We start from the raw sequence: 24,377 nt of genomic DNA, 5'->3' as shown, positions 1-24,377 counted from the left end.
ATGACCGTTACGATCTTCCTCGGTGCACTTCTTGGACCCATGGCGCTCGGCGTGCCGATCGCTTTTGCACTCATTCTCAGCGGCGTGGCGCTGATGCTTTACCTCGGTCTCTTCGACGCGCAAATCGTGGCGCAGAACGTCTTGAATGGTGCTGACAGTTTTCCGCTGATGGCCGTGCCCTTCTTCCTGCTCGCAGGCGAAGTCATGAACACAGGCGGGCTTTCCAGGCGCATCGTCGCGCTGGCGATGGCGATGGTCGGCCATATTCGCGGCGGCCTCGGTTTCGTCGCGATCTTCGCTGCCTGCATCCTTTCGAGCCTCTCTGGCTCGGCCGTCGCGGACGCGGCTGCCCTCGGAGCGCTGCTCCTGCCGATGATGCTGAAGAGCGGTCATGACGCAGCGCGCGCTGGCGGGCTGCTCGCCTCCGCCTCGGTGATCGGACCGATCATCCCGCCGTCGATCGGCTTCATCCTCTATGGCGTCGTTGGTGGCGTCTCGATCACCAAGCTTTTTCTCGCCGGCATCTTCCCGGGGCTGATGATCGCTGCGGCCCTTTGCGTCACCTGGCTGATCGTTGCCCGCAAGGAGCAGTTCGAGCTGCCGCCAAGGCAAAGCGGGGCAGTGCGGCTCAAGGCGCTCGTCGACAGCATCTGGGCACTGATGCTGCCTGTAATCATCATCGTCGGCCTGAAGTTCGGGGTCTTTACGCCAACCGAGGCCGGCGTTGTTGCTGCCGTCTACTCGCTTTTCGTCGCCAATGTCGTCTATCGCGAGTTGCCGCCGGCGCAGCTCTTCCACGTCTTCGTGTCGGCGGCAAAGATCACGTCCGTCGTCATGTTCCTGGTCGCCTGTGCCGCGGTCTCCGCCTGGCTGATCACGGTAGCTGACGTCCCCGGTGCGCTTGCCTCGCTCATCGAACCGCTGATGGACAACCAGACGCTTCTCTTGATTGCGATCATGGTTCTGATCGTGCTCGTCGGCACCGCAATGGATATGACGCCGACCATCCTCGTGATGACGCCGGTGCTGATGCCCATCATCAAGCAGGCGGGGATCGATCCGGTCTACTTCGGTGTCCTGTTCATCATCAACAACTCGATCGGTCTGATCACGCCGCCCGTCGGTACGGTTTTGAACGTCATCTGTGGCGTCTCGAAACTGTCGATGGAAGACCTGATGAAGGGCGTGCTGCCCTTCCTGGTCGCCGAGTTGATCGTCCTGTTCCTGCTTGTCCTGTTCCCCGCGCTGGTGACCGTTCCGGTTACCTGGTTCGGGCACTGACCGAAACTTCAAGCTTCAACACGGCCGGCGGAACTACCGGCCAAATCTGGGAGGAGAACATGTTGAAATTGACGAAACTGGCCTTGGGCCTTGCTCTGCCGCTCGCTTTGCTGACGGCAGGACCGACGCTTGCCGAGATCCGCGATCAGACGATCAAGTTCGCTTCGGCCAACAACAAGGGTCACCCGCAGGTGACCGGCATGGAGAAGTTTGCCGAACTCGTGAAGGACAAGAGCGGCGGCAAGATCGAGGTCAAGCTCTTCCCGGGCGGCACGCTCGGCGGCGACGTCCAGACCGTCTCGGCCCTGCAGGGCGGCGTTATCGAAATGACGGTGTTGAACGCCGGCATCCTCGCCAACAACGTCAAGCAGTTCGGCGCCGTCGACCTTCCGTTCCTCTTCGACAGCGGTGCGGAGGCGGACAAGGTGATGGACGGTGCCTTCGGCGACAGTCTCATCAAGCTCCTGCCAGATACCGGCCTTATCGGTCTCGGCTATTGGGAACTCGGCTTCCGCAATCTCACCAACAATCGCCATCCGGTGACGAAGCTCGAGGACATCAAGGGTCTGAAGATCCGCACGATCCAGTCTCCCATCCCGATCGAACTCTTCAACACGCTCGGCGCCAATGCCGTGCCGCTGCCCTACACGGAACTCTATACCGCGCTCGAGACAGGGACGGTCGACGGGCAGGAGAACCCGGCCGCAAACATCCTGAACGCCAAGTTCTACGAAGTGCAGAAGTACATGACGCTGACCCGTCACCAATACAATCCGCAGATCGTGCTCGTCAGCAAGAAGTTCTGGGATGGGCTGAATGACGAGGAAAAGGCCGTCCTTGAGGCGGCCGCGACCGAAGCGCGCGACTACCAGCGCAAGGTGTCACGCGAAGCGGACGCCGCAGCTCTCGAGGAAATTCGCAAGACCGGCATGGAAGTCAGCGAATTCAGTCCGGAGGAAACGCAGAAGCTGCGTGATGCCGTCAAGCCGGTGATCGAGAAGTTCAGTGCCGAGATTGGCGCTGAGACGGTTCAGGCGCTGTTCAAGGAGATTGGTGCCGCACGGGGCCAGTAACAGGGTGCGAAGTCTTCGGCCCGCCCGCAAGTCACGGCGGGCCGGAAGCTGGCTGCCCGTATTTGCGGGCTTTGAGATGGAAACGCAAATCATGACCGAAACGCTTGTAAGACCCTTGAAGGCCGGTCTGATCGGCGCAGGCATTCAAGCGTCGCTGACCCCAGCGATGCACATGGCCGAAGGCGCGGCTCAAGGGCTCCGCTATGTGTACGAACTGATCGATCTTCGCGAAATCGACGCGACGGAAAACGACCTGCCGCGTCTGCTTGCCAATGCCGAACGGCAGGGATTTGCGGGCCTGAATATCACCCATCCATGCAAGCAGGCGGTGATCGCCCATCTTGACGATCTCGCACCTGACGCGCAGCGGCTTGGCGCCGTCAATACAGTCGTGCTCAAGGGAGGGCGGCGACATGGCCACAATACCGACTGGTGGGGTTTTGCCGAAGGTTTCAGGCGGGGGCTGCCGGATGCCGACCTTTCCTTCGCCGTGCAGCTTGGAGCAGGCGGCGCCGGCGTTGCAACGGCTTATGCCGCACTTTCGCTCGGCCTGAAACGTCTTGCGGTTTTCGACCGCGAGCCGGAGCGGGCACGGTCGCTTGCCGAGATGCTGACCGCCCTGTTCCCCGAGGCGGATATCTCAGCCGGCACGGACCTTGCGGCTGCAATGCGGTCGGCGTCGGGGTTGATTCACGCCACGCCGACAGGGATGGCGAACTATCCGGGGCTGCCGCTCGACGGTGACCTTCTCGATCCGCGCCACTGGGTCGCCGAGATCGTCTACTTCCCGCTCGAAACGGCGCTGCTCAAGGAGGCGAGACGGCGCGGCTGCCGCACGCTCGATGGGGGAGGAATGGCCGTATTTCAAGCGGTCGGCGCCTTTCGCCTGTTTACGGGACTCGAACCCGACGCAGCGCGGATGCTGAACCATTTCAAGACGATGACCGGCTGACGCCGAAAACTCGAGCGAGGACAGAAGCATGAAGACCTCGATAGCAACGGTTTCGCTGAGCGGCGATCTCAAGGACAAGCTGCGCGCCATCGCCAAGGCCGGCTTTGCCGGTGTCGAAATCTTCGAGAACGACTTCCTTGCCTTCGACGAAAGCCCGCGCGAGGTCGGCCGAATGGTGCGCGACTTTGGCCTGGAGATCAGTCTGTTCCAGCCGTTCCGTGATTTCGAGGGGATGCCGGAGCCACTCAGAGCCCGGACTTTCGACAGGGCCGAGCGCAAGTTCGACCTGATGCAGGAGTTGGGCACGGACTTGGTGCTCGTCTGCTCCAACGTGTCGCCGGCGGCAGTGGCTGGCATCGACAGGGCAGCCGCCGACTTTTGCGAACTCGGCGAGCGGGCGGCGAAGCGGAACTTGCGCGTCGGTTACGAGGCGCTCGCCTGGGGGCGCCATATCAGCGACCATCGTGATGCCTGGGAGATCGTCCGGCGCGCCGATCACCCGAGCATAGGCCTCATCCTCGACAGCTTTCATACCCTGTCGCGCAAGATCGAGATCAATTCGATCCGCTCGATCCCGAAGGAGAAAATCTTCATCGTCCAGCTTGCGGATGCTCCGCTGATCGACATGGATCTGCTCTATTGGAGCCGGCACTTTCGCAATATGCCGGGCGAGGGCGACCTGCCGGTGACCGACTTTACCCGCGCGGTGGCGGCGACCGGCTATGATGGATATCTGTCGCTTGAAATCTTCAACGACCAGTTTCGCGGAGGCAATGCCAATGCCATCGCGGTCGACGGCTACCGCTCGCTGATCTATCTCGGGGACCAGGTGAAGCGCGCCGAGCCGGATGTCCGCTTGCCGGTTCCCCAGATGCCTCCGCGCGTCGACGTCAAGGGTATCGCCTTCGTGGAGTTCAGTGCCTCCGAGGACGAGGCAGGGGAACTCGAAGCGCTGCTGCTGACGATCGGTTTCACCAAGACGGCGCAACATCGGACGAAACAGGTCGTAGTCTACCGGCAGGGCTCCATCAATCTGGTGATCAACACCGAAAGGGAAGGCTTCGCCAACGCTTCCTATCTGGTTCACGGCACGTCCGCGTATGCTTTCGGCCTCGTGGTCGACGATGCCAAAGCGACTGCTGAGCGAGCCAGGGCGCTTGGTGCTGAACCCTTCGAACAGCCAGTCGGCCCAGGAGAATTGCTGGTTCCGGCGATCCACGGTGTTGGCGGCGGGATCATCTACTTCCTCGACGAGCGATCCGACCTCGCCAGGATCTGGGAGATTGAGTTCGATCCGGTGCCGGACAAGGGAGCGGCGATACCAGCTGGCCTGACGACCATCGATCACATTGCCCAGACCGTCAAATATGAGGAGATGCTGACCTGGCTGCTGTTCTACACATCGCTGCTCGATGTGCGAAAGACGCCGATGATCGACATCGTCGATCCGGCCGGCATTGTTCGCAGCCAGGTCGTTGAGAATGATGCTGGCACGTTGCGCCTGACGTTGAACGGCGCGGAGAACCGCAACACGCTTGCGGGCCACTTCATCGCCGAGACCTTCGGCTCCGGTGTGCAGCATCTTGCCTTTGCCACCAACGACATCTTCGCAACGGCTGAGGCGCTGCGTGCAAACGGCTTCAAGGCGCTGCCGATCTCGCCGAACTACTACGATGACGTCGAGGCGCGCTTCGGGCTCGACGCGGAACTGGTCGAGCGGCTGAGGGTCGAGAACATCCTTTATGACCGGGACGAGAACGGTGAATATTTCCAGCTCTACAGTCCGACCTACGGCGAAGGGTTCTTCTTTGAAATCATCGAGCGGCGCGGGTATCGCGGATACGGAGCCGCCAATGCAATCTTTCGCATTGCGGCGCTGAAAAAATACCTGAGGCCAGAGGGTCTGCCTAAAAACTGACCTTCCAACGTCAGCTTTGGGTCGGCGACTGGCACGGCTCAGGCAAGTGCTCGTTCCGATCGTTGAGGCGTCCTAGGCGACTCAGCGTGCACGCACTTGCTATTGATGCTCTTTCCTTCGCGACCGAGGGGTCCGGCGTCGATGGAATGGGCGCCGAACGCTCTCTCGGCTGCCACATAATCAAGCTGGGGGCTAGGTTGTCAGAAGTACCGAACCTCTTCGACCTTTATGCTGAGCGGGTCTTTGCCGCGTTTGGACAGCCAGGAGTAGACGGGCGGCACACGGGCTGCGATCGACTCCACGTGGATGTCGAGATCAGGCATGGGCCGTCAGTGTAGGCGAAGGCTTCCGCAAGGGCAGCGTCCAATTCCCTGCGTTTTTTCGCCGTTCATGCCTTCACAGGCAATTTCCGGATGTTTTCCGATAGATACGGATGTTCCATAATTAGTCTTACGCCTCAGCGGCCGGATGCTCTCTGTCCTACCTGAAGGAGGACATTATTTGATCAGTCGCACGCCAGGCTCGCCACTATCCGCGTAGTCGCCATCGATGAAAACTATGCCGGCGTTTTCCAGAACCGAACGAATGTCAGGGCGGCTGATCGAGGCCCGCGATTGGTAGCAAACCAGTGCGTCAACGCTACCATTCAAGGCTGAGATCGGCTCGAGCGGAACTTTAGTGGAAAGCGCGAGCAACGAGCTTATGACGGAGAAAATTGTTCCTCCGCCCGAGAAGGGCGATCCTAAACCACGGCCCGTCCGCCGTCCCGTGCCTCATGACTCGACGCCGAAGTCCGAAGAACGGATATATCCGCCTCGGGACACTAGAGAAGCGCCGGTGCTAAACCCGAATGGCGAAGATGCCACTTAACCGTGACGGCACGCTGTCGTGCGCCGGTCGAAAGCTAGCTGACCTGCCGCCTTCGACCGGCGCAGCCCCGACACGCCAAAAGGGGTTCGAGGGCGGGGAAGAACATGGGGCTCGACAGAACCGGCGTCGTGGGTGAGCCATAAAGCTGCCGTTCAATGGTCAGCAAATTGCCCCGGTACCGCCGCACCGAGCCCTTCCCAGCGTTTCATCGTCACTGGCGCGTTCGGTATCCGGCCGACGCGAGTGACGATCGAAAGGCCGTATCGCTGCCGATTACGTCATGCACATCATAGAGGAATGAATATGATTACTCGTTACACGCCCATTGCATCGCTGACGGCTGCAATCTTCAGTTTCATGATCTTCAGTCCGGCATCTGCCTTTGAAATTGCTCAGGCGCAAGAGACGCAGCCGGAGCAGGGACAGGCTGACAAGAAGAGCACGGAGGCCGCCATCAGCGAACAAAAGATCGAAGCCTTTGCGGTTGCCTATCTTCAGGTCGACAAGGTCAGGCAGGAATATTCCGCAAAGATAGAAGCAACATCGGACGAGGCGGCGAAGAAGGAGCTGGAGACCGAAGGCAGCAAGAAAATGGTTGAAGCCGTCAAAGCCTCGCCGGCCATTTCGGTCGAAGAATATTCGGCCATTCTTACAGCGGCACAGAGTGATCCGGCAGTCGCCAAGAAGGTTCAGGCAGAACTTCAAAAGACCGCTCCGGCACAGCAGTAGGTGGCCTCGGCAGCGATCGGATTGCCGGACACTTGCGTGTGGCCCGCGAACTCAATTTGCGGGCTTCCGCTCCCGAGTGCGAAATACGCAAGGGAGGCTTGCTGGCACGCCCCGTGGAATTGTCGGCTACTAGCGGCCACTTGGCAAATCTTGGCGACCACTTCCAGCGACCTTTCGAATGCCTGCACCGGCAGAAACTCGAAACGCGAATGGAAGTTGTAGGCGCCGGTGAAGAAGTTGGGCGTCGGAATGCCGCGGGCCGAGAGCACCGCGCCTAGGCAGTCCAGTTCACGAGGAAACCCAGTTCCCCTTGCTTCCGCGGCATCGCCCGCGCGACAGGTTGCTTCAACGATCACATAATGTATCGTCCGGAATGGCCGCTCGGGGCAGGCGGATCGCGCATGGCCAGTCCTCCATGCTTTCCACTAGGATTTCAGCGACGATCTCCTGACCGTCGGCGCGCGGTTCTGAGTAGAGCTTGAGCGCCACCGCCTCTGAGCCGATAAGAGCGGGAAGCCATAGGGAGAATCGTTGCCATGAGAGCACTTGTCCAGCGCGTTTCATCTGCGCGTGTCACCGTCGACGAAACGGTGACGGGGGAAATCGGCAATGGTCTGTTGGTCTTCGTTTGTGCGATGAAGGGTGACTCTGAAAAGGAAAGCGAATGGCTGGCGCGCAAGATTGTCAACCTGCGCATCTTCAGGGACGATGCGGATCGAATGAACCGTTCGCTTGTCGATGTCGGCGGCGCAGCTCTCATCGTCAGCCAGTTCACATTGGCGGCCGAGACGAAAGGAAACCGGCCGGGCTTTTCTACGGCAGCGCCGCCGGAGGAGGGCAAACGCCTATATGAGACTTTCTCTGCCAATTTCTCGGCCCTTGGCGTTGCCGTTGCGAATGGCGTCTTCGGTGCGGACATGCGGGTGGAATTGGCCAACGACGGTCCAGTAACGATCTGGCTGGACACGACGTCCGGCTAACCGCTTCAGGGTCGCACATTAAGCGGAATGAGCTTGAGGCGATGATCACCTATACTCGCGGTCGGATCGCCTGGATGAATGACTGTCGGGCCGGGTCAGAGCCCAGGTTGAGTGCCTTCGGCGGGTGCGATCGGAAATGGTTGGAGGAGCCAGCCTATCCGCCAGTGCGCGGATAGGGAACCGACAGATTGGGTGGCAAAAATGCTCCCTTGGTCAAGTGACCAGGTGCGCAACATGACCGCCCAAGCATCGACATGCGATCGAGGTGCCTGGCTTTGAATTGAATTACTACGAGCGTCGGCGCCCTTTGTTTGCGTCGACCTGCACGGCCGACGGCGTGATCCCTTCCACATGGTCTGTGCTGAAAAGGTCGCGTCATCTATCGAACGGAACTGCCAAGCTGGCGCCGAATACGTCAGATTCGGCTCCTGGCAAGAATTCCTGCGAGCACTGTAATCTCACGTTCGAGCACTTCGGACGTTATGCCGACGAACCGTCCTTCAAGGCTGAGAGAGATCACGCCATGAACGGCCGCGAAGAACGTCCGGGCACGAATTGCCACGTCTTGGCGAGAAGCATCTGGCATATGTCGCGCGAGTGGTGCTGCGATGAGCCCGATCAGGAAAGCGTGTTCGGCAAGGTGCCACTCCGGAACGGAGACGCCCTCCGGCATCCTATGTTCGAAGAGCGCCGACCACAGGTTGCGCTCTGCAAGCGCGAAACGCATGTATGCCAGAGACAGGCTGAGGAAAGTCTCCTCAATGGCCGCTGATGGCGAAATCGCGGCGTTGAGGGTGTTCTCCAACTGTTTCAACGTCCCCGAATTGACGTGGAGAATCAGCCCGTCGAGATCGTCGAAGACCGTGTAAAGACCACCGAGCGCCGCGCCGGCGCGTTCGGCGATATCCCGCGCGCGCAGGTTCTTCAGCCCTTGTTCGCGAATGAGCTCCGTGCAGGCAACAATCAGCCTTGCCTTGAGGTCTTCCTTCTTCGTCTGACGCTTTCCGACCACCGTTAACCTCATTGTTGAACGTTGTTCATTTTGAACTTGAACATCGTTCATCTTTGTGAGAAAAGATTATGAACATTGTTCATACATGGAGGTGAGGAAATGTTCAAACAAATCGTAACGCTGATATGAGGTCGCGCCCATGAGGCGGAGGAGGCCTTCGGAGATCGGCATGCGCTACCGATACTTGCGCAGCAGATCCGTGATGCCGCGCGCGGCGTCGAAAGCGCACGTCGGGCGGTCGCTCTGTCGATCGCGCAAAATCGCCTGGAAAAAGAAAATGCCGAGAGGCTCTCTGCCCGCATCGATGATCTCGAAACGCGCGCTATCGCAGCCCTTGAAAAGGGGCGGGAGGATCTGGCTACCGAGGCTGCCGCCGCGATCGCTCGGCTGGAAACCGAACTGCAGAACGCACGTCAGGTTCAGGCGGAGTTTACAGATGGAATAGATCGGTTGAGGCAAGCGGTGCGGCAGAGCGAAACGCGCCTGGCTGCGCTGCGCCGCGGCGAGCGCCTGGCCGAGGCACGTGACCGGACGCGGCGCCTTTCCCGAGATGTGCCTGGCAACGATCTGGCTACGCTCAGCGATGCCGAGGCAACACTTGCGCGGCTCGAAACGCGCCAGCGCGAGGCTGAGTTGACGGCCGAGGCGCTGGTTGAGCTGGAAGACCGGCCTGATCCGACCGCGCTTGCAGAGAAACTGGCCGCGGCCGGTTGCGGGCGCCCGCTCGTGACGAGCGCTGAAGGCGTGCTCGAGCGTCTGCGTGCCAAGGCAAACCCTGCTCTTTGAACCCACTCTTTCTCAAAGGAAAACGACGATGAACGACAGCCTGATGAAACACTCCCCGGCCTGGACCTCCTTCTCCTATGTGAGCTTCGGCGTGGCCACTTTCATGGTGGTGATCGGCCTTTACATGATGCCGATCGATCTCTGGGGAAAAGGGTATCTCGCCATGGGCATTCTGATGCTCCTCCAGACGGCGGTAAACGTCACCAAGACGCTGCGCGACAATCTGGAAGCTGAAAAGCTCATCCGCAGGATCGATGATGCAAAGACCGAGAAGCTGCTGCTCGGCATCAAGGCCGACGACGTTTAATTCATCGTTAGCCCTGTCGCCACAAGGCACAACCTGTGAACGAGGATGAAACTATTTTCATCTATAACGTTCAAAAAAGGGGAGACGTTCCGTGAAAAACAATCTCATGACTTCTCGGCGGTTTGCGCCACTCTTCTGGACGCAGTTCCTGTCGGCGTTCAACGATAATTTCCTCAAGAACACGCTCGTCTTCCTCATCCTCGCCACCGTGGCGGCAAATGATGCCGGATCGCTCGTTACGCTGGCCGGCGCCGTCTTCATGGCGCCGTTCCTGCTCTTTTCCGCACTCGGCGGCCAACTTGCCGACAAGTTCGACAAGGCGGTCGTCGCCGAGAGGCTGAAGCGGTGGGAGCTCGCTGCCGCAGCCGTTGCGGTCGTCGGTATTGCGTTCTCCTCCATTGCCGTGCTGCTGGCTGCGCTCTTCCTGTTCGGTGCCATCTCCGCGCTCTTTGGGCCTGTCAAATACGGCATCCTGCCGGACCACCTGGAGCGCAAGGAACTGCCGCGCGCGAACGCCTGGATCGAGGGGGCGACGTTCATCGCCATCCTCGGCGGCACAGTCGTCGCAGGGCTTGCCGCGGCCGATGGCGTCGATCCGTGGCTGTTTGGCCCCATGATGCTCGGCCTCGCGCTCGTCTGCTGGCTTTCCAGCCGCTACATTCCTCGCCTGGGCGCCAAGGCGCCGGACCTTGTCGTCGATCGCAACGTCCTCCGTTCCACGGGGCGGCTCCTCGCTTCACTGCGCAGCGACAAACGGCTCTGGCGCACCGCGCTGATGGCGGCGTGGTTCTGGCTGGTTGGCGCGATCGTACTGTCGTTGCTGCCGCCCATGGTGAAGAACTATCTCGGCGGCGACGAGACTGTGATCACTGCCTATCTCGCCGTCTTCGCCGTGGCGATCGGCGTTGGCTCGGCAATCGCCGCCTGGATGTCCGCAGGACGTATCGTGCTCCTGCCGGCACCGCTCGGCACCCTGATCATGGCGCTGTTCGGCCTCGATCTCGCCTGGTGCGTCGGACATGCCGGTGCGGCCGCAGCGACCGAGACGCTCTCCGCCTTTTTCGCCGGTCCCTACACCCTGCGCATCGCCATCGATCTGGCCGGCATGGCCATCGCCGGCGCCTTCCTGGCCGTACCCACGCTTGCGGCCCTTCAGGCCTGGGCGCAAGAGGACGAACGATCGCGTGTTATCGGCGCGTCGAATGTATTGTCCGCGGCCTTCATCACCGCCGGCGGCGGCCTTGTCGCCGTCCTGCAGGCGTCCGGCGTGTCGACATCGGTACTTTTCGCCGGCCTTGCGCTCGCCAATGCCGTGGCGGCCTGGGTCATGCTGCGCACGTTGCCGACCAATGCTTTCCGTGATTTCGTATCCATCCTCTTCCGCGCCTTCCTTCGGCTGGAAGTGGAGGGCCTCGACAATCTGAAAAAGGCGGGGCGTGCGCCGATCATCGCGCTCAACCATGTTTCCTTTCTCGATGGCGCACTGGCCCTTGCGCTGACGGACGAGGAACCGACCTTCGCGGTCGACTACACAATCGCCAAGGCTTGGTGGGTGAAACCGTTCCTGAAGATGTGCAACTTCCTGCCGCTGGATCCTTCGAAGCCGATGGCAACGCGTACGCTCATCAAGACGGTCAACAATGGTGAGCCGCTCGTGATCTTCCCCGAGGGCCGCATCACGGTCACCGGCGCGCTGATGAAGGTCTATGACGGTGCCGCGATGGTGGCCGACAAGACCGGCTCCATGGTCGTGCCGGTCCGCATCGATGGGCTGGAGAAGAGCTACTTCTCGCGCCTCAGTTCCCTGCACGTTCGCCGCCGCCTGTTTCCGAAGGTGAAGGTCACCATTCTGGAGCCGGTTCGTCTTTCCGTGCCGGAAGAGTTGAAAGGTCGCAAGCGCCGCATGGCCGCGGGCGCCGCTCTCTACCAGGTCATGTCGATGCTGATGTTCCGCACCACGGATACCGACACCACCGTGCTCGAAAAGGTGATCAAGACGGCCAAGGAGCGCGGGCTCAACCGGCTCGCTGTGCAGGACCCGGTCACCGGTTCCCTGTCCTATGGCAAGCTGCTGACGGGTGCCGCCGTGCTTGGCGCGAAGTTCAAGGCGCTCTTCCCGGCCGAGAAGGCGCTCGGCGTTCTCTTGCCCAACGCCAACGGTGCGGTTGCAACCATCCTCGGCGTGATGTCCGCCGGCAAGGTGCCGGCAATGCTGAATTTCACTGCGGGCGCGGCCAACATCGTTTCGGCATGCAAGGCCGCGGAGGTCCGCTACGTGCTGACGTCGCGTACCTTCGTCACCCAGGCGAAACTTGGGTCCGTCGTCGAGGAGTTGTCGAAGACCGTGGAAATTGTCTGGCTCGATGATCTGCGCCAGACGATTGGCCTTGCCGACAAGCTGCGCGGTCTCCTGCAGAAGGCGCGTCCGCTTGTCCGACGCACGGCCGACGATCCGGCAGTCATTCTCTATACCTCCGGTTCGGAAGGAACGCCGAAGGGCGTGGTGCTGACACACCGCAACATCCTCTCCAATGCGGCGCAGGCCGCGTCCCGCATCGATTTCCACTCGGGCGACAAGGTGTTCAACATCCTGCCGGTGTTCCATTCCTTCGGGCTCACCGCTGGCACTGTGCTGCCGCTCATCTCCGGCGTGCCCGTCTATTTCTATCCGTCGCCGCTGCACTACCGGATCATCCCGGAACTGATCTACGCTTCCAACGCGACGATCATCTTCGGCACCGACACCTTCCTGAACGGTTATGCACGGACGGCCCATCCCTATGACTTCCGCTCGATCCGCTATTGCTTCGCCGGCGCCGAGCCGGTCAGGGCGGCTACCCGTGCACTCTACATGGAGAAGTTCGGTGTCCGGATCCTCGAAGGCTACGGTGTGACCGAGGCGGCGCCAGTGATTGCGCTGAACACGCCGATGTTCAACAAGGCCGGTAGCGTCGGCAAGATCATGCCGGGCATGGAGTATAGGCTCGATGCCGTGCCGGGTGTCATGGAGGGCGGGCGGCTCTTCATCCGCGGCGCCAACGTCATGGCCGGATATCTCCGCGTGGAAGCGCCCGGCGTGATCGAGCCGACGCCGGACGGCTGGCATGACACCGGCGACATCGTCACTGTCGATGAAGATGGTTTCATCGTCATCCGGGGGCGGGCCAAACGATTTGCCAAGATCGGCGGCGAGATGGTCTCGCTGGGTGCTGTGGAAGCGTTGGCGGGAGAGCTGTGGCCGGGTCAGTTGACGGTTGTCGTGTCGCTGCCTGATGCCAAAAAAGGCGAGCGCCTGGTCATGCTCACGGACGCTCCGGGTGCGACACGTGCCGCATTCCTTCGCTTCGCCAAGGAAAAGAGGGTGATGGACATGATGGTTCCCGCGGATGTGAGGGTGGGTGCCGTGCCTGTGCTTGGAACCGGAAAGGTGGACTTCGTCAGTGCTCAGAAGCTTCTCGCCGAGACTGCAAGGACCGAGGACGCAGCCTGATGTAGAAAAGGGAGCCGGCTTCAGTCCAGCTTTCAGTTCAACACGAGGTCACGGGCCGGAAGGCGATATTTCGGAACGGTCGACGGCGCCGGCCCCACGCGCAGGACATTGATCAGCCGGTGGCCGGGTGGCAACGGGAAGCGCTGCTGCAACGCCTCTGCGGCGGACGAAAGGTCTGCGAGCACCGCCATGGGCCAGCCTGCGAAACCGAACCGCGTGAAGCTCAGCCAGAATCGATAAAAAGCCCGCCCCCAAGCAATCGGGCTTTCGCTCTCCGGCCGATGGAACAGGAGGCAGGCTGTGGCGGTCATCGTCTTCTCAGCTTCGGCGACAAGAGCGCGGCCGAGGCCCAGCCGGTCGGCAATATCGAAAAGCGGCGAAGCGAGCACATGCTCCGCCAGGGCGCCTTCCAGCCGCCCCATCTGCAGCGCGGCAAGATTGAGCCCATCGAAGGCATAGGCCGGATGGGTTGGAGAAAGCCGCATCCACGCCACGAGTTCATCGCGGAACGATTTTTCGCGCATGATCGACAGACTTGCGCGGTCGTTAAGTGCGGCAATGAAGGCGAGATCCTCGTGGCCGCTGGCGCGCTTTACATCAGCCGTCTCAGCCACCCAGTGCTCAAGGCGTGTGATCTGTTCGGGCGCCGCGGGCAAGAAGCGGGCACGCCATGTGAAGCGTTTGGTGGTCCAGCCGGCAAGCTCCGTCGCTTTCGCCGTGCCCGCAAGGGTCAGCCGCGCGGCCAATCGGTAGCCGGGCCTCCAATTGAGTATATTGTCCGTCCAGAGATCTTCGATGGCCACACCGATCCCGCACGCGGCGAGCGCCATCACCATGCCCTCGAGCGCCGCTCCACAGGAAAGGCCCATGTCGCGACCGGTCGGATCGCCGATGCTGAGGTGCCGGGAGAGGTCGGCAGCAAGCAGAATGCATCCGCCCCCGTCCAGCATCCAGCGGGCCGGCTGGGTGTTGTGGACGGAGGGGGCGAAGTTAGCCTCAGCCGCCAGGTCGACGAGCATGGCGGTGTCAATGCGGTTCATAATGTCTTTCCGAAGAGATGCAGACGATGCAGAGGCCTTGCGCCGGCTTTTTCTGCCTGCCTCAGGCTCGCCGCATTGACGTCCGCGATCCAGGTGCCGCCGGCCGTCTCGTAGCCGGCGCGGCGCATTTCTGTGAGCACATTGGCGAGCAGGAGTGGATTGAGGCCGCGCCCCTGATGCTCCGGTTTCACACCCTGGAATATGATCACGGCACGTCGGCGCTTGAGGCGGTGCCTGAGCAGATGCCAGGGCGCACTCAACCCGAGCCGCGAGCCCATCGCCTTCAGCATCGGATTGACGTCAGGTATGGCAATCACCGCGCCGGCTGGCGCGCCGTCTTTCTCCGCCACCGCCGAGATGCGTGGATCCATGATCCACTTCATCTCCTTGGCCTGAAAGTCGTATTCCGCACGGCTGACGGGCACGAACATCGGATTGTCGGCGAAGCTCTCGTTGAGGATCAGCCGGGAATCCTCCAATCTCCGTTCGAGCGTTGCTCGCCGGATCGGTGAGAAACGGAAGCCGTCGTCGAAAAGCGCGCGCATCTGGTCGCTGGCGAGCAGGCCATCGACCGCCACGGTGCGGACGTCGATTTCGAAGGTGGTCATCGGGAAGCAGGGGGCGTATCCCCGTTTCTCCAGCAGGCGGGGCAGATGCGGTGGCCCCCAGATTTGATCCGTATAGGGCGCGTTCTCAAAACCGCCGGTCATGACGCCGGCTTGCTGCATGGCAGTCAGGTTGAAGTTTCCGAGGATTTCCCCAAAGCCCTTCGCACGCGCCCAATCCTCTGCCCGCTCCAACAGGGCGGCCGCGACGCGCTCGTCGTCGGCACAGTCGAAGTAGCCGAAATAGCCGCGATCGAGGCCAAACTTCGCGTTCGATGCGCGGTGCACGTGGGCTGTTATGCGCCCGCGCACGGCCCCGCCTTCATGGGCCGTGAAGATGGCGAAGTCTTCTGCCGTATCGAAGAGAGGGTTCTTTTCAGCTGAAAGGAAACGCCTGAGGTCGCTGAACATCGGCGAGACGTAGGGCGTGCGTGCACCGTAGATCTGAAAGGGCGCGGTGAAGAAGGCGTCGATATCCCCCTCGCGGATCTTAATCATGGAGCGAGTTCCTCTCGGAGATCAGCATGGCCATGCGCTGGACGACCTTCAACTCGGTCTCCGCACCCGGCGTGGCCGTGACGGAGGGCATGTTGAGCGCAATCAGCCGGAACGGCCGGTTCGACACCAGCATGACGTGGGTCGCCTCATATTTTTCGAGCAGCCAGGCAAGCTGCTCGGCGTCCGATTGGGAAAGGCTGCCCGTTTCGGCAGTGCGCATCAACGGCCGGGTGGCAAAGAGCGCCTTGATCACCGGCAAGTCGAGGTCTGAGAGTTCATCTTCGCCAAGCAAAAGTGCGCCATCCACCAAAGGATGGTTCTGCAGTTCCTTGAGAAAGCCGAGCGTGTCGTCGATGCGGTCTTCGGCCAAATGCCGGATCAAGCTCTGGCGCCTTTGTTCGGTGCGCAGGCTGAGACTGTCTTTCCAGATCACGCCAAGCAAGGCGGCGCTGAGGATGACGCTGGTCGCCCGCACCAGTGCTGCCGGTTCGAGCTCGTTTTCGAAGCCGATGACAAGGGCTGCAAGCAGAGCGACCGAAAGCAGAATAGCGAAGGAGACGACGGTGTCACGATGCATGACTGCGCGCTGGCCAAGGCTGATCAGCAGCCAGCACAGGAACAGGATCGCCACCCCGCCGAGCCGCACCGGCTGGTCGATGTAGGCCGAGCGGAAATCGGTGACGAGGAGCGGCAGGATCAGAAGCAGCGAGAGGGCCACGCGGTCGACCGCCTGGTTCTCTGCCTTCGACAGGCTCGCCCGGTCGCGCGTTACCGTCATGTGCCCGGCAAGAGCGAAGGTGACGAGTTGATAGACGAACAGCAGCGCGACACGCCAGGGCTCGGCGATCGATGCCGGAAGGAAGGCGAGAACAAAGAAGGTGCCGGCACCCCCGGCTGCGATCCATTTCGTCGTCCTCGGTGCATGGCGGCGCAACAGGCCCTCGGCGAGGAGAACTGTCGAGAGTGGAACGAGGCCTGCAGTTATGATCGTTGCGGCTTTGAAGATGAAGAGGTCCGTCCACCATGCGAGCACCCGGCTCGCCATCAGTGCCGCCAGCACCTGCAATCCAAAAAGGAAGCGGCGGTTCAGCGGGCTTTCCGTATCGAAGCTACGGATGGTGCCGATCAGCACAAGGAGGCCGCCAAGCGCCGCCAGCGAAACGAAACTATCGGCAACGAGCGGCGTGGTCATGGCACTGCCGGAGCCGCAAGGCGCATCAGGTAGCGACGTACCAGCGGACGCAGCAGCGCCGCGACGATCGCATTGCGGGGCCGTTCGATGCGCCCGGCGTGGAGGTTGAAGAACCAGCCGCGGCAATCGGCGGACTGTGGGCGACCGAGGACCACGTGGATCGCCTCGTACGCCATCAATGTGCCGGTGGAGATCACCATTGGCGCAAAGGACATGCGACTGCGGGTGCCGGCAATCACTTCGCCGGCGAGCGAAAGATCGACATGGTGGCGTGACGACGAATGGACCATCACGTATTCTGCCTCGCGCAGGAAAGCTTCCGCCCGCTGGTCGGCCGTAAGCGCGTTCCAGGCGGTTCCGGCGGTCGGATAACCGAGCCGCTCTTCCGGCATCGGATCTTGCGATCGCGTGACGTAGACGGAAGGCAAGGGAGACGCATAGGCGTCGATCACCGTCCGGCCGAGTTTTCGCGAGACGCGATAGAGCAGGAGGCTGGCGCCGAGATCGTCCGTCCCGTTGATGACGACGTCCGCGCCGGCAATGAGCGTCTCGGCATGATCGGTCCAATCCGGGCCGAAGACGGTCACGTCCAATTCGGGATTGATCTTTAGGCAGAGGTCTCGGGTCGCTTCTGCTTTGGGCGTGCCAATAGTGTCGGCAAAACAGAAGACCTGGCGATTGAGGTTCGACAGCTCGAAGCGGTCGATATCGGCGAGAATGAGACGGCCGATGCCGGCCCGCGCCAGCGCCTGGATGCAGGCGCCGCCCATGCCGCCGGTTCCGCAGACGAAGACGGTCGCCAGTCTCAAGCGTCGTTGCTCCGCCTCCGTGACGAAGCCGATGTTGCGCGTGGTGAAGGCCTCATAGGAGAAAACGCTGCTCATTGGTTTGAAGGCCTCAATATGCCCCACTGCCGACGGCTGTCCGCCCAATGCAAAGCCGGCAGAGCCAGCCTTTGGACGAGGATGACGAGACTTGCGACGGCAAGACGACCGAGCGCGTTGCGCGGCACGCTTTCCATGAGGTAACGCTGCGCCGCGTTGAGGTCGAGCTGTCCGATCTGAAGCAGGTCGTCGCCGCGATCGTAGTCGAGTTCGGCTGCGCAGAAGTCGTTGTACTCGGCCTTCCGGTGCTTCGGCGCCGCCGCGAAGGTCTTTTTCAGGTTGTCGGAACCGCCCGTATAGGCATTGGTGATCACGAAGCGATCACCGTCGAAACCGGCATCAGGACCGACGCCGAAGACATGACGATGGGAGCCCATGATCGCCGTGGCGATCAGTTGCTGATGCAACGATCGGCGCGCGCCGCGCGTGGGCGCTGGGAAGACGCCACTGAAGGTCTCGGCCACCATGCCGGCCACGGCTGGCACCTGGGTGACATTTGAAATCCAGAGCGGACGAAGCTGGTTGCGCAGGAAAAGAAGAAAGCAGGTGAGGCCGTAGAGCACCCAGGAAAGCCCCTGGCTGCGAACTGCGGGATCGATCATCACCAGCCCCAGGTGGAGAACGTCGACGGGTTTGCCCGAGAGAGAGACCTGGATGACCGGCAAGGCGTTGAAGGCGACCGGCTCACCGTCGGAAACCCGATAGACGACCGTCACGATCGTCCGGGCGAGGGCGTCTTCACGCTCGGAGAAGACGCCGTAGTCCAGCTCTCCATCGGCAACCGATCGCTGCGCGACCTTTCGCAGATCGTGCCGCAGTCTGGCCACTTCCCGCTCGCTCATCCACAGCCCGGGAGCTTCCACGATCCTCGCGCGGAAATCTGGTGAAGTCTTGAATGAGAGGTCGAGGCGCTTCTTCAGCACGACCGATATCAGGTTGTACAATGGCCCGGCCCGGCAGCTTCAATTCTAGAATGGAGGTTTGTGCAAGCTTGGGTCGCATCTTCGCGGGAGAGAGCAAACATTTGGTTTAATTTTGGCCGAGAGCAAGCGCCAACGGTTTGGTATCAGGCGGTGATGCCGTGATTGTCCTCGCCGACTCCTCTTTTTCTCACAAGAAGCGCAGATCGTCATAAGACGAGCGCCGTGCGTTCAGATGAACGCACAAAAGTACGCTCCAGCACTTTGATTCTAGAGCATCTTTTCGCTTCTAGTGCTTCCACTTGAAAGCGGGAGCTCTAGTCGAGCATGACCATGTGAGCGGTCAGTTGTTCCTCGAAGAATTTCGAAAAGGTCGCGATGCGCGGCGGTAGGGCCTGGTAGGGCGGATAATAGAGCGTCAGCCAAAGGTCCGGTGGCGACCAGCCACGCAGGACGTGGACGAGCCGGCCACTGCGAATATGCTCGGCGATATGGAAGCCCGGCAGCATCGCCACGCCCGCGCCGTCTGCGGCCATGTCGGCCAGGACCTCGCCATTGTTGGCGCTGAATGCCCTTCCGGCGACGATGGTGATGCTTGAGCCTCCGTCCGAAAGCAGCCAGTTCTCACGTCGGCTTTCGCCGCTATAGGCGAGACAATCGTCCGGTGTCAGTTCGCTCGGGTGTTCCATCTCAGCGAACCGACTACCTGGCGCGGCCACCAGAATCCTCGGGACCACCTTGATCTTGCGCCATATCGTAAACTTGTCCGAAGGGGCCGACGAAATGCGGATCGCGAGATCGTAATCGTCATCAACGATGTCGACCAGGCCGTCCGACAGCGAGATCTCGAAGCACATCTTCGGGTAGAGCTCCCGGAAGCCTGAGAGGATCGGCGGCAGCACTGTCTTGCCGAGCCAAGTCGGCGCGCTGATCCTCAGTCGCCCCTGGTCAGCCTTGTGGGCGTTCTTGACATCACGCCGCGCGTTTTCGAGCGTCTCGACCGCTGGCTGAATCTGGGCGGCAAAAACGGCGCCGTCCGTCGTCAGCGATACCTGGCGGGTCGTGCGAACAAACAACTGGACCCCGAGATCATCTTCAAGCGCGGCAATGGCCCGCGTGACGGCAGCGGGCGTCATATCGAGCTCGCGGGCAACCTGAGCGAAGTTGCGCTTCTCGGCGGCCATCAGGAAAATTTTCAGGGCTTTATGATCGTTCATCTCTATTGTTTCAAAAATCGCAACTCACTCGAAAGAAATATTGCAATTCTGCGACGTAATCAACCCGAGTACATCTCTTCGCATCGACGGACAAGTCAACGAAGAAAGGCACGGGCCATGATCAAGGATATCAAGGGACTGCATCACGTCACCTCCATGGCGTCGGATGCGCAGCAGAACAACAGGTTTTTCACCGACACGCTAGGCCTTCGCCGCGTGAAGAAGACGGTCAATTTCGATGATCCGAGTGTGTATCACCTTTATTATGGCGATGAGAACGGTACGCCTGGTACGGTCATGACGTACTTTCCGTTCCCGCACATGATGATCGGGCGGCCGGGCGTCGGCGAAGTCGGCGAGACCCAGTTCTCCATTCCAAAGGGGGCGCTGGCCTTCTGGAAGGACCGCCTCATTGCTCAAGGTGTGGGTGGTATTCAGACCGACACGGTCTTTGGTGCCAATCGCCTGCGTTTCACGGGCCCCGATGGTGATGGCCTCGCCCTGGTCGAAGCGGCCGACGACGTCCGCGCCCCCTGGCTTGCCGAGGGCATTTCCGAGGCCAACGCCATCCGCGGCTTCAGCGGCGCCCGCTTCAACCTTCACGACACGGCGGCGACCGAAGAACTCCTCCGTTTCATGGGCTATGAGCGTTCTGAAATCGAAGGGGACGTCACGCGGTTCATCATTCCCGGCGGCAACGGTGCAGACACGATCGACCTGGCGGCGCTCCCGAAGACACCATTTGCCCGCCAGGGGGCTGGTTCGGTCCATCACATCGCCTTTGCGGTCGAGAACCGTGAAAAGCAGCTCGAAGTGCGCAAGGCACTGATGGACACCGGGTACCAGGTAAGCCCTGTTATCGATCGCGACTATTTCTGGGCGATCTACTTCCGGACACCGGGCGGGATCCTGTTCGAGATCGCAACGAACGAACCCGGCTTCGACCGCGACGAGGATACCGCCCATCTCGGCGAGGCGCTGAAGCTGCCGAACCGATACGAGCCTTTCCGCAACAAGATCGAGGCAAATCTGGTTCCGCTCGCTGCATAGGACCGGCGCCTAATCGGTGCCATTCGCAAGCAGCGCGTCCACCCTGGAAAACGCATCGGCCCGAACCCGGCTAAGCGATGCGATAGGCAAAGCCACTCTGGGTCAACCGCTCGGAGTGGCAGCTACACCAATCAAGGATCACCGTCATGAAACTCTATCTCCTGTCACTCGGCGCCGGACTTCTTGTCGGCATTGTCTACAGCCTCCTCAATGTCCGCTCGCCGGCACCGCCGGTTATCGCCCTGGTCGGTCTTCTTGGAATTCTCGTCGGCGAACAGATCGTTCCTTTTGCCAAAACTCTGTGGGGCAAGGAGCCGGCGGTGATTTCCTGGATCAACCAGATCAAACCCCACATGTTCGGTCACATGCCGAAGGGAGAAAACCGGAGCGATGTCGCCGCAGCCCAGCGGGTTCGGATCAAGTCTGATAGCTGAGCCCGCGTCGAGAGCCTTTCCGCGTCCAGTACGGCAAGATCGTCGAACACAGGGACCCGATCGAGGCTATTCCTGCCCAATCGAAATGGCAGAGCCGGAACGGCAAGTTCTGAAGCCCCTTCGACACCGAGAGATTGCAACCTTGCTGCTAAACGGTGAAACATTGGCAGGGCCGACCCGACAGGCCCTGTCGACCTCTGGAGAACGATCATGAGCGGAACCAGGCTTTTCTCGCCCTTCGAAATGGGATCGCTTCATCTGCGAAACCGCATCGTCATCGCGCCAATGTGCCAATATTCGGCCACGGACGGGCAGATGACCGATTGGCATCTTATCCATCTCGGTAATCTGGCCCTGTCGGGTGCGGCTGTGCTCACCATCGAGGCGACCGCGGTCCTGCCGGAGGGCCGTATTTCCTATGGCGATGTCGGGCTTTATTCGGATGCCTGCGAGCGCGCGATGGGCGGGGTTCTGGACGGGGTGCGACGGTGGTCCGACATGCCCATCGCCATCCAGCTTGGTCATGCCGGACGGAAAGCTTCCAGCGAAGTCCCATGGAAAGGCGGCCGCCAGATCAACCCGAAGGACGAAGGCGGCTGGAAAACCGTCGCACCGAGCCCTGTCCCTTTCCACGATGATTATGACCATCCGGTGGCGCTCGATCGCGCCGGCCTTGCGCAGGTCCGCTCGGCCTTCGCCGATGCCGCCAGGCGCGCCGCCGCTCTCGGGCTGGACGCTGTCCAAATTCACGGAGCCCACGGCTATCTCCTGCATCAGTTCCTGTCGCCCCTCTCCAACCGTCGCACAGACGACTATGGTGGAACGCTGGAAAACCGCATGCGCTTCCCCCTTGAAGTCTTCGAGGCCGTTCGCGCGGCATTTCCGGCGGACCGGCCGGTGACGATGCGGGTCTCGGCGACCGACTGGGCGCAGAACGGCTGGGATATCGAGCAAACCATCACCTTTTGCCAGGCGCTTGAAGCACGTGGCTGCTCGGCTATTCATGTCTCGTCGGGCGGCCTTGCGTCCCATCAGCAAATTGCGATCGGCCCAAGCTATCAGGTACCCTTTGCGCGCGCCGTCAAAGAGAATGTGGCGATACCGGTCATCGCCGTCGGCCTCATCACCGAGTTCGAACAGGCCGAAGCAATCCTGACGACGGGCGATGCCGACCTCATCGCGATTGCCCGCGCCATTCTCTACGATCCCCGCTGGCCCTGGCATGCCGCCGCGCATTTCGGCGAGCGGGTGTGGGCGCCCGATCAGTATCTGCGATCGCAACCCCGACAACTCCGTCATCTCTTCGACCGCTAGGCAGACGTAGGGGCGGGCCCGCCCGCCATACCGACTTCGGATCGCGCCCTTTTTCTTTTCGACGCTGACCGCGACGTAGAAAGAAGACCGTCTCCTGCGGCAGGAGACGGTCTCAGCGGGCCGGGGCGGCCCGAGGCTTCGGGGAGGGGATACCGAAGCCGGGACTGGAAGATGCTGTCTGCCCCCTGAAGCGAGGCGATGGTTGAAAGGTAGACCTGCGCGGTGTGCCACGTAACTACACTTAGGTATCGGTGCGCCTGGACAAGAAGCTTGTTTTGTCCGGCGAAAACCGCGGAGCGCAAACGGATCGTCGCCTCCTATCCATCAGTTTCTGCAACAGGCCGTTTGAAGCCCGGCCGGAGAAGGGAAAGCGTCCCATGAACCAATCCGAAAACAATGTGGTTATCGAGCGCCCGGAGTTGCGCCGCTTCGAACTGGCGGTCGACGGGGGCATCGCCGCCGTCTACTACCGTCAGGAGGATGGGCGCCTAGTGTTGATCCATACGGAGGTTCCTGAGGAATTGTCCGGCCGCGGGATCGGGTCGCGGCTGGTGACCGGCGTTTTCGACCTCGTGAGAGCGAGCCACCGGAAAGTCGTCATCCGCTGCCCGTTCGTGGCCGCCTGGTACGCTCGCCATCTGGACTATGGCGACGTCGTCGACGGTTGACCGGCGCGACCGACCGTCAAAGCTTGGCGTCACCGCGCGCCGCATCAAGACCGACGGGTCCGCCGCCTGCGGCAGCGAGGTAGAGGAACACGAAACAGAAGATGATGGCGGCCGTACCGCCGTTCTGAGCCGGATAGAAACCCTGCGGCGCATGGCGCAGGAAATAGGCCGACGACATGACGCCCGAGAGAATGAAGGCCGAAAGCCGGCTTTTGAAGCCGACCAGCAGCGTGAAGCCGAGGACGAGTTCGAATAATCCGGCAATCCAGGGCAGGGAGCCGACGGGCGGTCCGCCGCCGTCGCTTGCGGGAAAGCCGATGACCTTCTGCGTTCCGTAGCTGAAGAGGACGAGGGCGGAGACGATGCGCAAAAGGCTGAGCAGATAAGGGGCCAGCTGGTTGGACAAAGCGTGCATGCGTGTTTCCTTTACATGCGACCCGGTGAGGTCAATGTGGACGTGATCTGAAACATTCAAAATAATGACCGGCTTCATGCGAAGCCGGTCTTATTGTGGGTCTGGGTGTTGTGCGGTGGGCAGATCGCCCCGTTATTTTGCCGGGTTGGGGCCGATCGTCTTGCCGTGGCGGATGCGTTCGTCACCCTTGTGAACCATGGTGACGGCGTAATCGATGCCCATGCCGTAGGCGCCGGAGTGTTCCTTCACCACCGAGGTGACGGCATTGTAGGTTTCCTTGCGGGCCCAGTCGCGCTGCCATTCGAGCAGAACCTGCTGCCAGGTCACCGGGATGACGCCGGCCTGGACCATGCGGTCCATGGCGTATTTGTGCGCATCGACCGACGTGCCGCCCGAGGCGTCGGCAACCATGTAGATCTCGTAGTCGGTGTCATGCATGCACGAGAGCGCGAAGGTGGTGTTGCAGACTTCGGTCCACAGCCCGGAGACGACGATTTTCTTGCGGCCGTTGGCGGCATTTTTGGCCAGCGCATCGCGGACGTTCTGATCGTCCCAGGAATTCATCGAGGTGCGTTCGAGAATGTCGTTTTCCGGGAAGACGGCGAGCAGTTCGGGATAGGTGTGGCCGGAGAAGGACCCGGTTTCGACGGTGGTGATGGTCGTTGGAATGTTGAAGACCTTTGCGGCCTTGGCGAGACCGACGACGTTGTTCTTCAGCACCTGCCGATCGATCGACTGAACG

General features: G+C 61.2%; 21 protein-coding genes and 2 pseudogenes. 13 read left to right on the top strand and 10 right to left on the bottom strand.

What is annotated here, in order from left to right; translation table 11 throughout:
• The 5 genes from BLU35_RS28750 to BLU35_RS28720 all read left to right on the top strand — a co-directional run bounded on the left by BLU35_RS28750 (window position 1) and on the right by BLU35_RS28720 (window position 6,823).
• On the top strand, window positions 1–1,281 hold the full coding sequence (locus BLU35_RS28750) for a TRAP transporter large permease (protein WP_093235555.1): 1,281 nt from the start codon (window positions 1–3) through the stop codon (window positions 1,279–1,281).
• 59 nt (window positions 1,282–1,340) lie between these two features.
• A complete protein-coding gene (locus tag BLU35_RS28745; RefSeq protein WP_093235553.1) occupies window positions 1,341–2,354 on the top strand; it encodes a TRAP transporter substrate-binding protein in 1,014 nt (337 codons plus the stop codon).
• A 91-nt stretch (window positions 2,355–2,445) separates the two neighbouring features.
• Window positions 2,446–3,306, top strand: coding sequence for a shikimate dehydrogenase (locus BLU35_RS28740; protein ID WP_093235604.1), 861 nt, complete (start codon window positions 2,446–2,448; stop codon window positions 3,304–3,306).
• Between the two features lie 28 nt (window positions 3,307–3,334).
• Window positions 3,335–5,224 (top strand): bifunctional sugar phosphate isomerase/epimerase/4-hydroxyphenylpyruvate dioxygenase family protein, encoded by a 1,890-nt coding sequence (locus tag BLU35_RS28735; RefSeq protein ID WP_093235552.1) that lies wholly within the window; start codon window positions 3,335–3,337, stop codon window positions 5,222–5,224.
• A 1,173-nt stretch (window positions 5,225–6,397) separates the two neighbouring features.
• Complete coding sequence (locus tag BLU35_RS28720; protein WP_093235550.1) at window positions 6,398–6,823, top strand: DUF4168 domain-containing protein; 426 nt, start codon at window positions 6,398–6,400, stop codon at window positions 6,821–6,823.
• A gap of 128 nt (window positions 6,824–6,951) precedes the next feature.
• On the opposite strand, the pseudogene BLU35_RS35310 reads toward BLU35_RS28720, so the two are convergent.
• A pseudogene (locus BLU35_RS35310) lies at window positions 6,952–7,098 on the bottom strand (peptidase T); the annotation flags it as partial.
• A 261-nt stretch (window positions 7,099–7,359) separates the two neighbouring features.
• On the opposite strand from BLU35_RS35310, the gene dtd reads away from it, so the two are divergent.
• Window positions 7,360–7,803, top strand: coding sequence for a D-aminoacyl-tRNA deacylase (dtd, locus tag BLU35_RS28710; RefSeq protein WP_093235548.1), 444 nt, complete (start codon window positions 7,360–7,362; stop codon window positions 7,801–7,803).
• Between the two features lie 415 nt (window positions 7,804–8,218).
• On the opposite strand, the gene BLU35_RS28705 is transcribed toward dtd, so the two are convergent.
• Window positions 8,219–8,815, bottom strand: a complete 597-nt coding sequence (locus BLU35_RS28705; protein WP_093235547.1) for a TetR/AcrR family transcriptional regulator — start codon at window positions 8,813–8,815, stop codon at window positions 8,219–8,221.
• Between the two features lie 99 nt (window positions 8,816–8,914).
• Between BLU35_RS28705 and BLU35_RS28700 the strand changes: the two are divergent.
• The 3 genes and pseudogenes from BLU35_RS28700 (at window position 8,915) to BLU35_RS28690 (ending at window position 13,398) form a co-directional block, all read left to right on the top strand.
• Window positions 8,915–9,601, top strand: a pseudogene (locus BLU35_RS28700) (PspA/IM30 family protein).
• A 28-nt stretch (window positions 9,602–9,629) separates the two neighbouring features.
• The gene (locus BLU35_RS28695) at window positions 9,630–9,908 is read left to right on the top strand and encodes a YiaA/YiaB family inner membrane protein (RefSeq protein ID WP_093235545.1); all 279 of its coding nucleotides are present in this window, start codon (window positions 9,630–9,632) and stop codon (window positions 9,906–9,908) included.
• A 91-nt stretch (window positions 9,909–9,999) separates the two neighbouring features.
• A complete protein-coding gene (locus BLU35_RS28690; protein ID WP_093235544.1) occupies window positions 10,000–13,398 on the top strand; it encodes an acyl-[ACP]--phospholipid O-acyltransferase in 3,399 nt (1,132 codons plus the stop codon).
• Window positions 13,399–13,430: 32 nt separating this feature from the next.
• On the opposite strand, the gene BLU35_RS28685 is transcribed toward BLU35_RS28690, so the two are convergent.
• The 6 genes from BLU35_RS28685 to BLU35_RS28660 form a co-directional block, all read right to left on the bottom strand.
• On the bottom strand, window positions 13,431–14,438 hold the full coding sequence (locus BLU35_RS28685; RefSeq protein WP_093235543.1) for a hypothetical protein: 1,008 nt from the start codon (window positions 14,436–14,438) through the stop codon (window positions 13,431–13,433).
• Entirely contained in the window at window positions 14,435–15,541 is a 1,107-nt protein-coding gene (locus BLU35_RS28680; protein ID WP_093235541.1) for a GNAT family N-acetyltransferase, read from the bottom strand. The genes BLU35_RS28685 and BLU35_RS28680 overlap by 4 nt, the downstream gene beginning before the upstream one ends.
• Window positions 15,534–16,733, bottom strand: a complete 1,200-nt coding sequence (locus BLU35_RS28675; RefSeq protein ID WP_093235540.1) for a hypothetical protein — start codon at window positions 16,731–16,733, stop codon at window positions 15,534–15,536. The genes BLU35_RS28680 and BLU35_RS28675 overlap by 8 nt, the downstream gene beginning before the upstream one ends.
• Window positions 16,730–17,617, bottom strand: coding sequence for a HesA/MoeB/ThiF family protein (locus BLU35_RS28670; RefSeq protein WP_093235538.1), 888 nt, complete (start codon window positions 17,615–17,617; stop codon window positions 16,730–16,732). The genes BLU35_RS28675 and BLU35_RS28670 overlap by 4 nt, the downstream gene beginning before the upstream one ends.
• Complete coding sequence (locus tag BLU35_RS28665) at window positions 17,614–18,561, bottom strand: hypothetical protein (RefSeq protein WP_093235537.1); 948 nt, start codon at window positions 18,559–18,561, stop codon at window positions 17,614–17,616. Before BLU35_RS28665 ends, BLU35_RS28670 begins: the two co-directional genes overlap by 4 nt.
• Window positions 18,562–18,854: 293 nt before the next feature.
• The gene (locus tag BLU35_RS28660) at window positions 18,855–19,754 is read right to left on the bottom strand and encodes a LysR family transcriptional regulator (protein ID WP_058325112.1); all 900 of its coding nucleotides are present in this window, start codon (window positions 19,752–19,754) and stop codon (window positions 18,855–18,857) included.
• A 117-nt stretch (window positions 19,755–19,871) separates the two neighbouring features.
• Between BLU35_RS28660 and BLU35_RS28655 the strand changes: the two genes are divergently transcribed.
• The 4 genes from BLU35_RS28655 to BLU35_RS28640 all read left to right on the top strand — a co-directional run bounded on the left by BLU35_RS28655 (window position 19,872) and on the right by BLU35_RS28640 (window position 23,220).
• Entirely contained in the window at window positions 19,872–20,804 is a 933-nt protein-coding gene (locus tag BLU35_RS28655; protein ID WP_093235536.1) for a VOC family protein, read from the top strand.
• 146 nt (window positions 20,805–20,950) lie between these two features.
• Window positions 20,951–21,238, top strand: a complete 288-nt coding sequence (locus BLU35_RS28650) for a XapX domain-containing protein (protein WP_057255187.1) — start codon at window positions 20,951–20,953, stop codon at window positions 21,236–21,238.
• A gap of 210 nt (window positions 21,239–21,448) precedes the next feature.
• Window positions 21,449–22,552: an NADH:flavin oxidoreductase/NADH oxidase gene (locus BLU35_RS28645; RefSeq protein WP_093235535.1), complete on the top strand. Its 1,104-nt coding sequence runs from the start codon at window positions 21,449–21,451 to the stop codon at window positions 22,550–22,552.
• A gap of 377 nt (window positions 22,553–22,929) precedes the next feature.
• The gene (locus BLU35_RS28640) at window positions 22,930–23,220 is read left to right on the top strand and encodes a GNAT family N-acetyltransferase (protein WP_058330206.1); all 291 of its coding nucleotides are present in this window, start codon (window positions 22,930–22,932) and stop codon (window positions 23,218–23,220) included.
• Window positions 23,221–23,236: 16 nt separating this feature from the next.
• On the opposite strand, the gene BLU35_RS28635 is transcribed toward BLU35_RS28640, so the two are convergent.
• Window positions 23,237–23,635 (bottom strand): DoxX family protein, encoded by a 399-nt coding sequence (locus BLU35_RS28635; RefSeq protein ID WP_093235534.1) that lies wholly within the window; start codon window positions 23,633–23,635, stop codon window positions 23,237–23,239.
• A 132-nt stretch (window positions 23,636–23,767) separates the two neighbouring features.
• The coding region (locus BLU35_RS28630) for a hydrolase (RefSeq protein ID WP_093235532.1) at window positions 23,768–24,377 on the bottom strand (610 nt) is incomplete at its 5' end.

Origin of the sequence: Sinorhizobium sp. NFACC03 (assembly GCF_900103435.1) — a bacterium.
GTDB lineage: Bacteria > Pseudomonadota > Alphaproteobacteria > Rhizobiales > Rhizobiaceae > Ensifer.
This window is presented reverse-complemented; position numbering and strand designations above follow the sequence as displayed.

Bases quoted from the DNA above. Each gene is read 5' to 3' on its own strand.
- BLU35_RS28680 (WP_093235541.1), bottom strand. From the start codon at position 15,541: ATGATTAAGATCCGCGAGGGGGATATCGACGCCTTCTTCACCGCGCCC.
- BLU35_RS28635 (WP_093235534.1), bottom strand. From the start codon at position 23,635: ATGCACGCTTTGTCCAACCAGCTGGCCCCTTATCTGCTCAGCCTTTTG.
- BLU35_RS28740 (WP_093235604.1), top strand. From the start codon at position 2,446: ATGACCGAAACGCTTGTAAGACCCTTGAAGGCCGGTCTGATCGGCGCA.
- BLU35_RS28675 (WP_093235540.1), bottom strand. From the start codon at position 16,733: ATGACCACGCCGCTCGTTGCCGATAGTTTCGTTTCGCTGGCGGCGCTT.
- BLU35_RS28640 (WP_058330206.1), top strand. From the start codon at position 22,930: ATGAACCAATCCGAAAACAATGTGGTTATCGAGCGCCCGGAGTTGCGC.
- BLU35_RS28660 (WP_058325112.1), bottom strand. From the start codon at position 19,754: ATGAACGATCATAAAGCCCTGAAAATTTTCCTGATGGCCGCCGAGAAG.
- BLU35_RS28650 (WP_057255187.1), top strand. From the start codon at position 20,951: ATGAAACTCTATCTCCTGTCACTCGGCGCCGGACTTCTTGTCGGCATT.
- BLU35_RS28750 (WP_093235555.1), top strand. From the start codon at position 1: ATGACCGTTACGATCTTCCTCGGTGCACTTCTTGGACCCATGGCGCTC.
- BLU35_RS28695 (WP_093235545.1), top strand. From the start codon at position 9,630: ATGAACGACAGCCTGATGAAACACTCCCCGGCCTGGACCTCCTTCTCC.
- dtd (WP_093235548.1), top strand. From the start codon at position 7,360: ATGAGAGCACTTGTCCAGCGCGTTTCATCTGCGCGTGTCACCGTCGAC.
- BLU35_RS28745 (WP_093235553.1), top strand. From the start codon at position 1,341: ATGTTGAAATTGACGAAACTGGCCTTGGGCCTTGCTCTGCCGCTCGCT.
- BLU35_RS28685 (WP_093235543.1), bottom strand. From the start codon at position 14,438: ATGAACCGCATTGACACCGCCATGCTCGTCGACCTGGCGGCTGAGGCT.
- BLU35_RS28720 (WP_093235550.1), top strand. From the start codon at position 6,398: ATGATTACTCGTTACACGCCCATTGCATCGCTGACGGCTGCAATCTTC.
- BLU35_RS28645 (WP_093235535.1), top strand. From the start codon at position 21,449: ATGAGCGGAACCAGGCTTTTCTCGCCCTTCGAAATGGGATCGCTTCAT.
- BLU35_RS28670 (WP_093235538.1), bottom strand. From the start codon at position 17,617: ATGAGCAGCGTTTTCTCCTATGAGGCCTTCACCACGCGCAACATCGGC.
- BLU35_RS28735 (WP_093235552.1), top strand. From the start codon at position 3,335: ATGAAGACCTCGATAGCAACGGTTTCGCTGAGCGGCGATCTCAAGGAC.
- BLU35_RS28655 (WP_093235536.1), top strand. From the start codon at position 19,872: ATGATCAAGGATATCAAGGGACTGCATCACGTCACCTCCATGGCGTCG.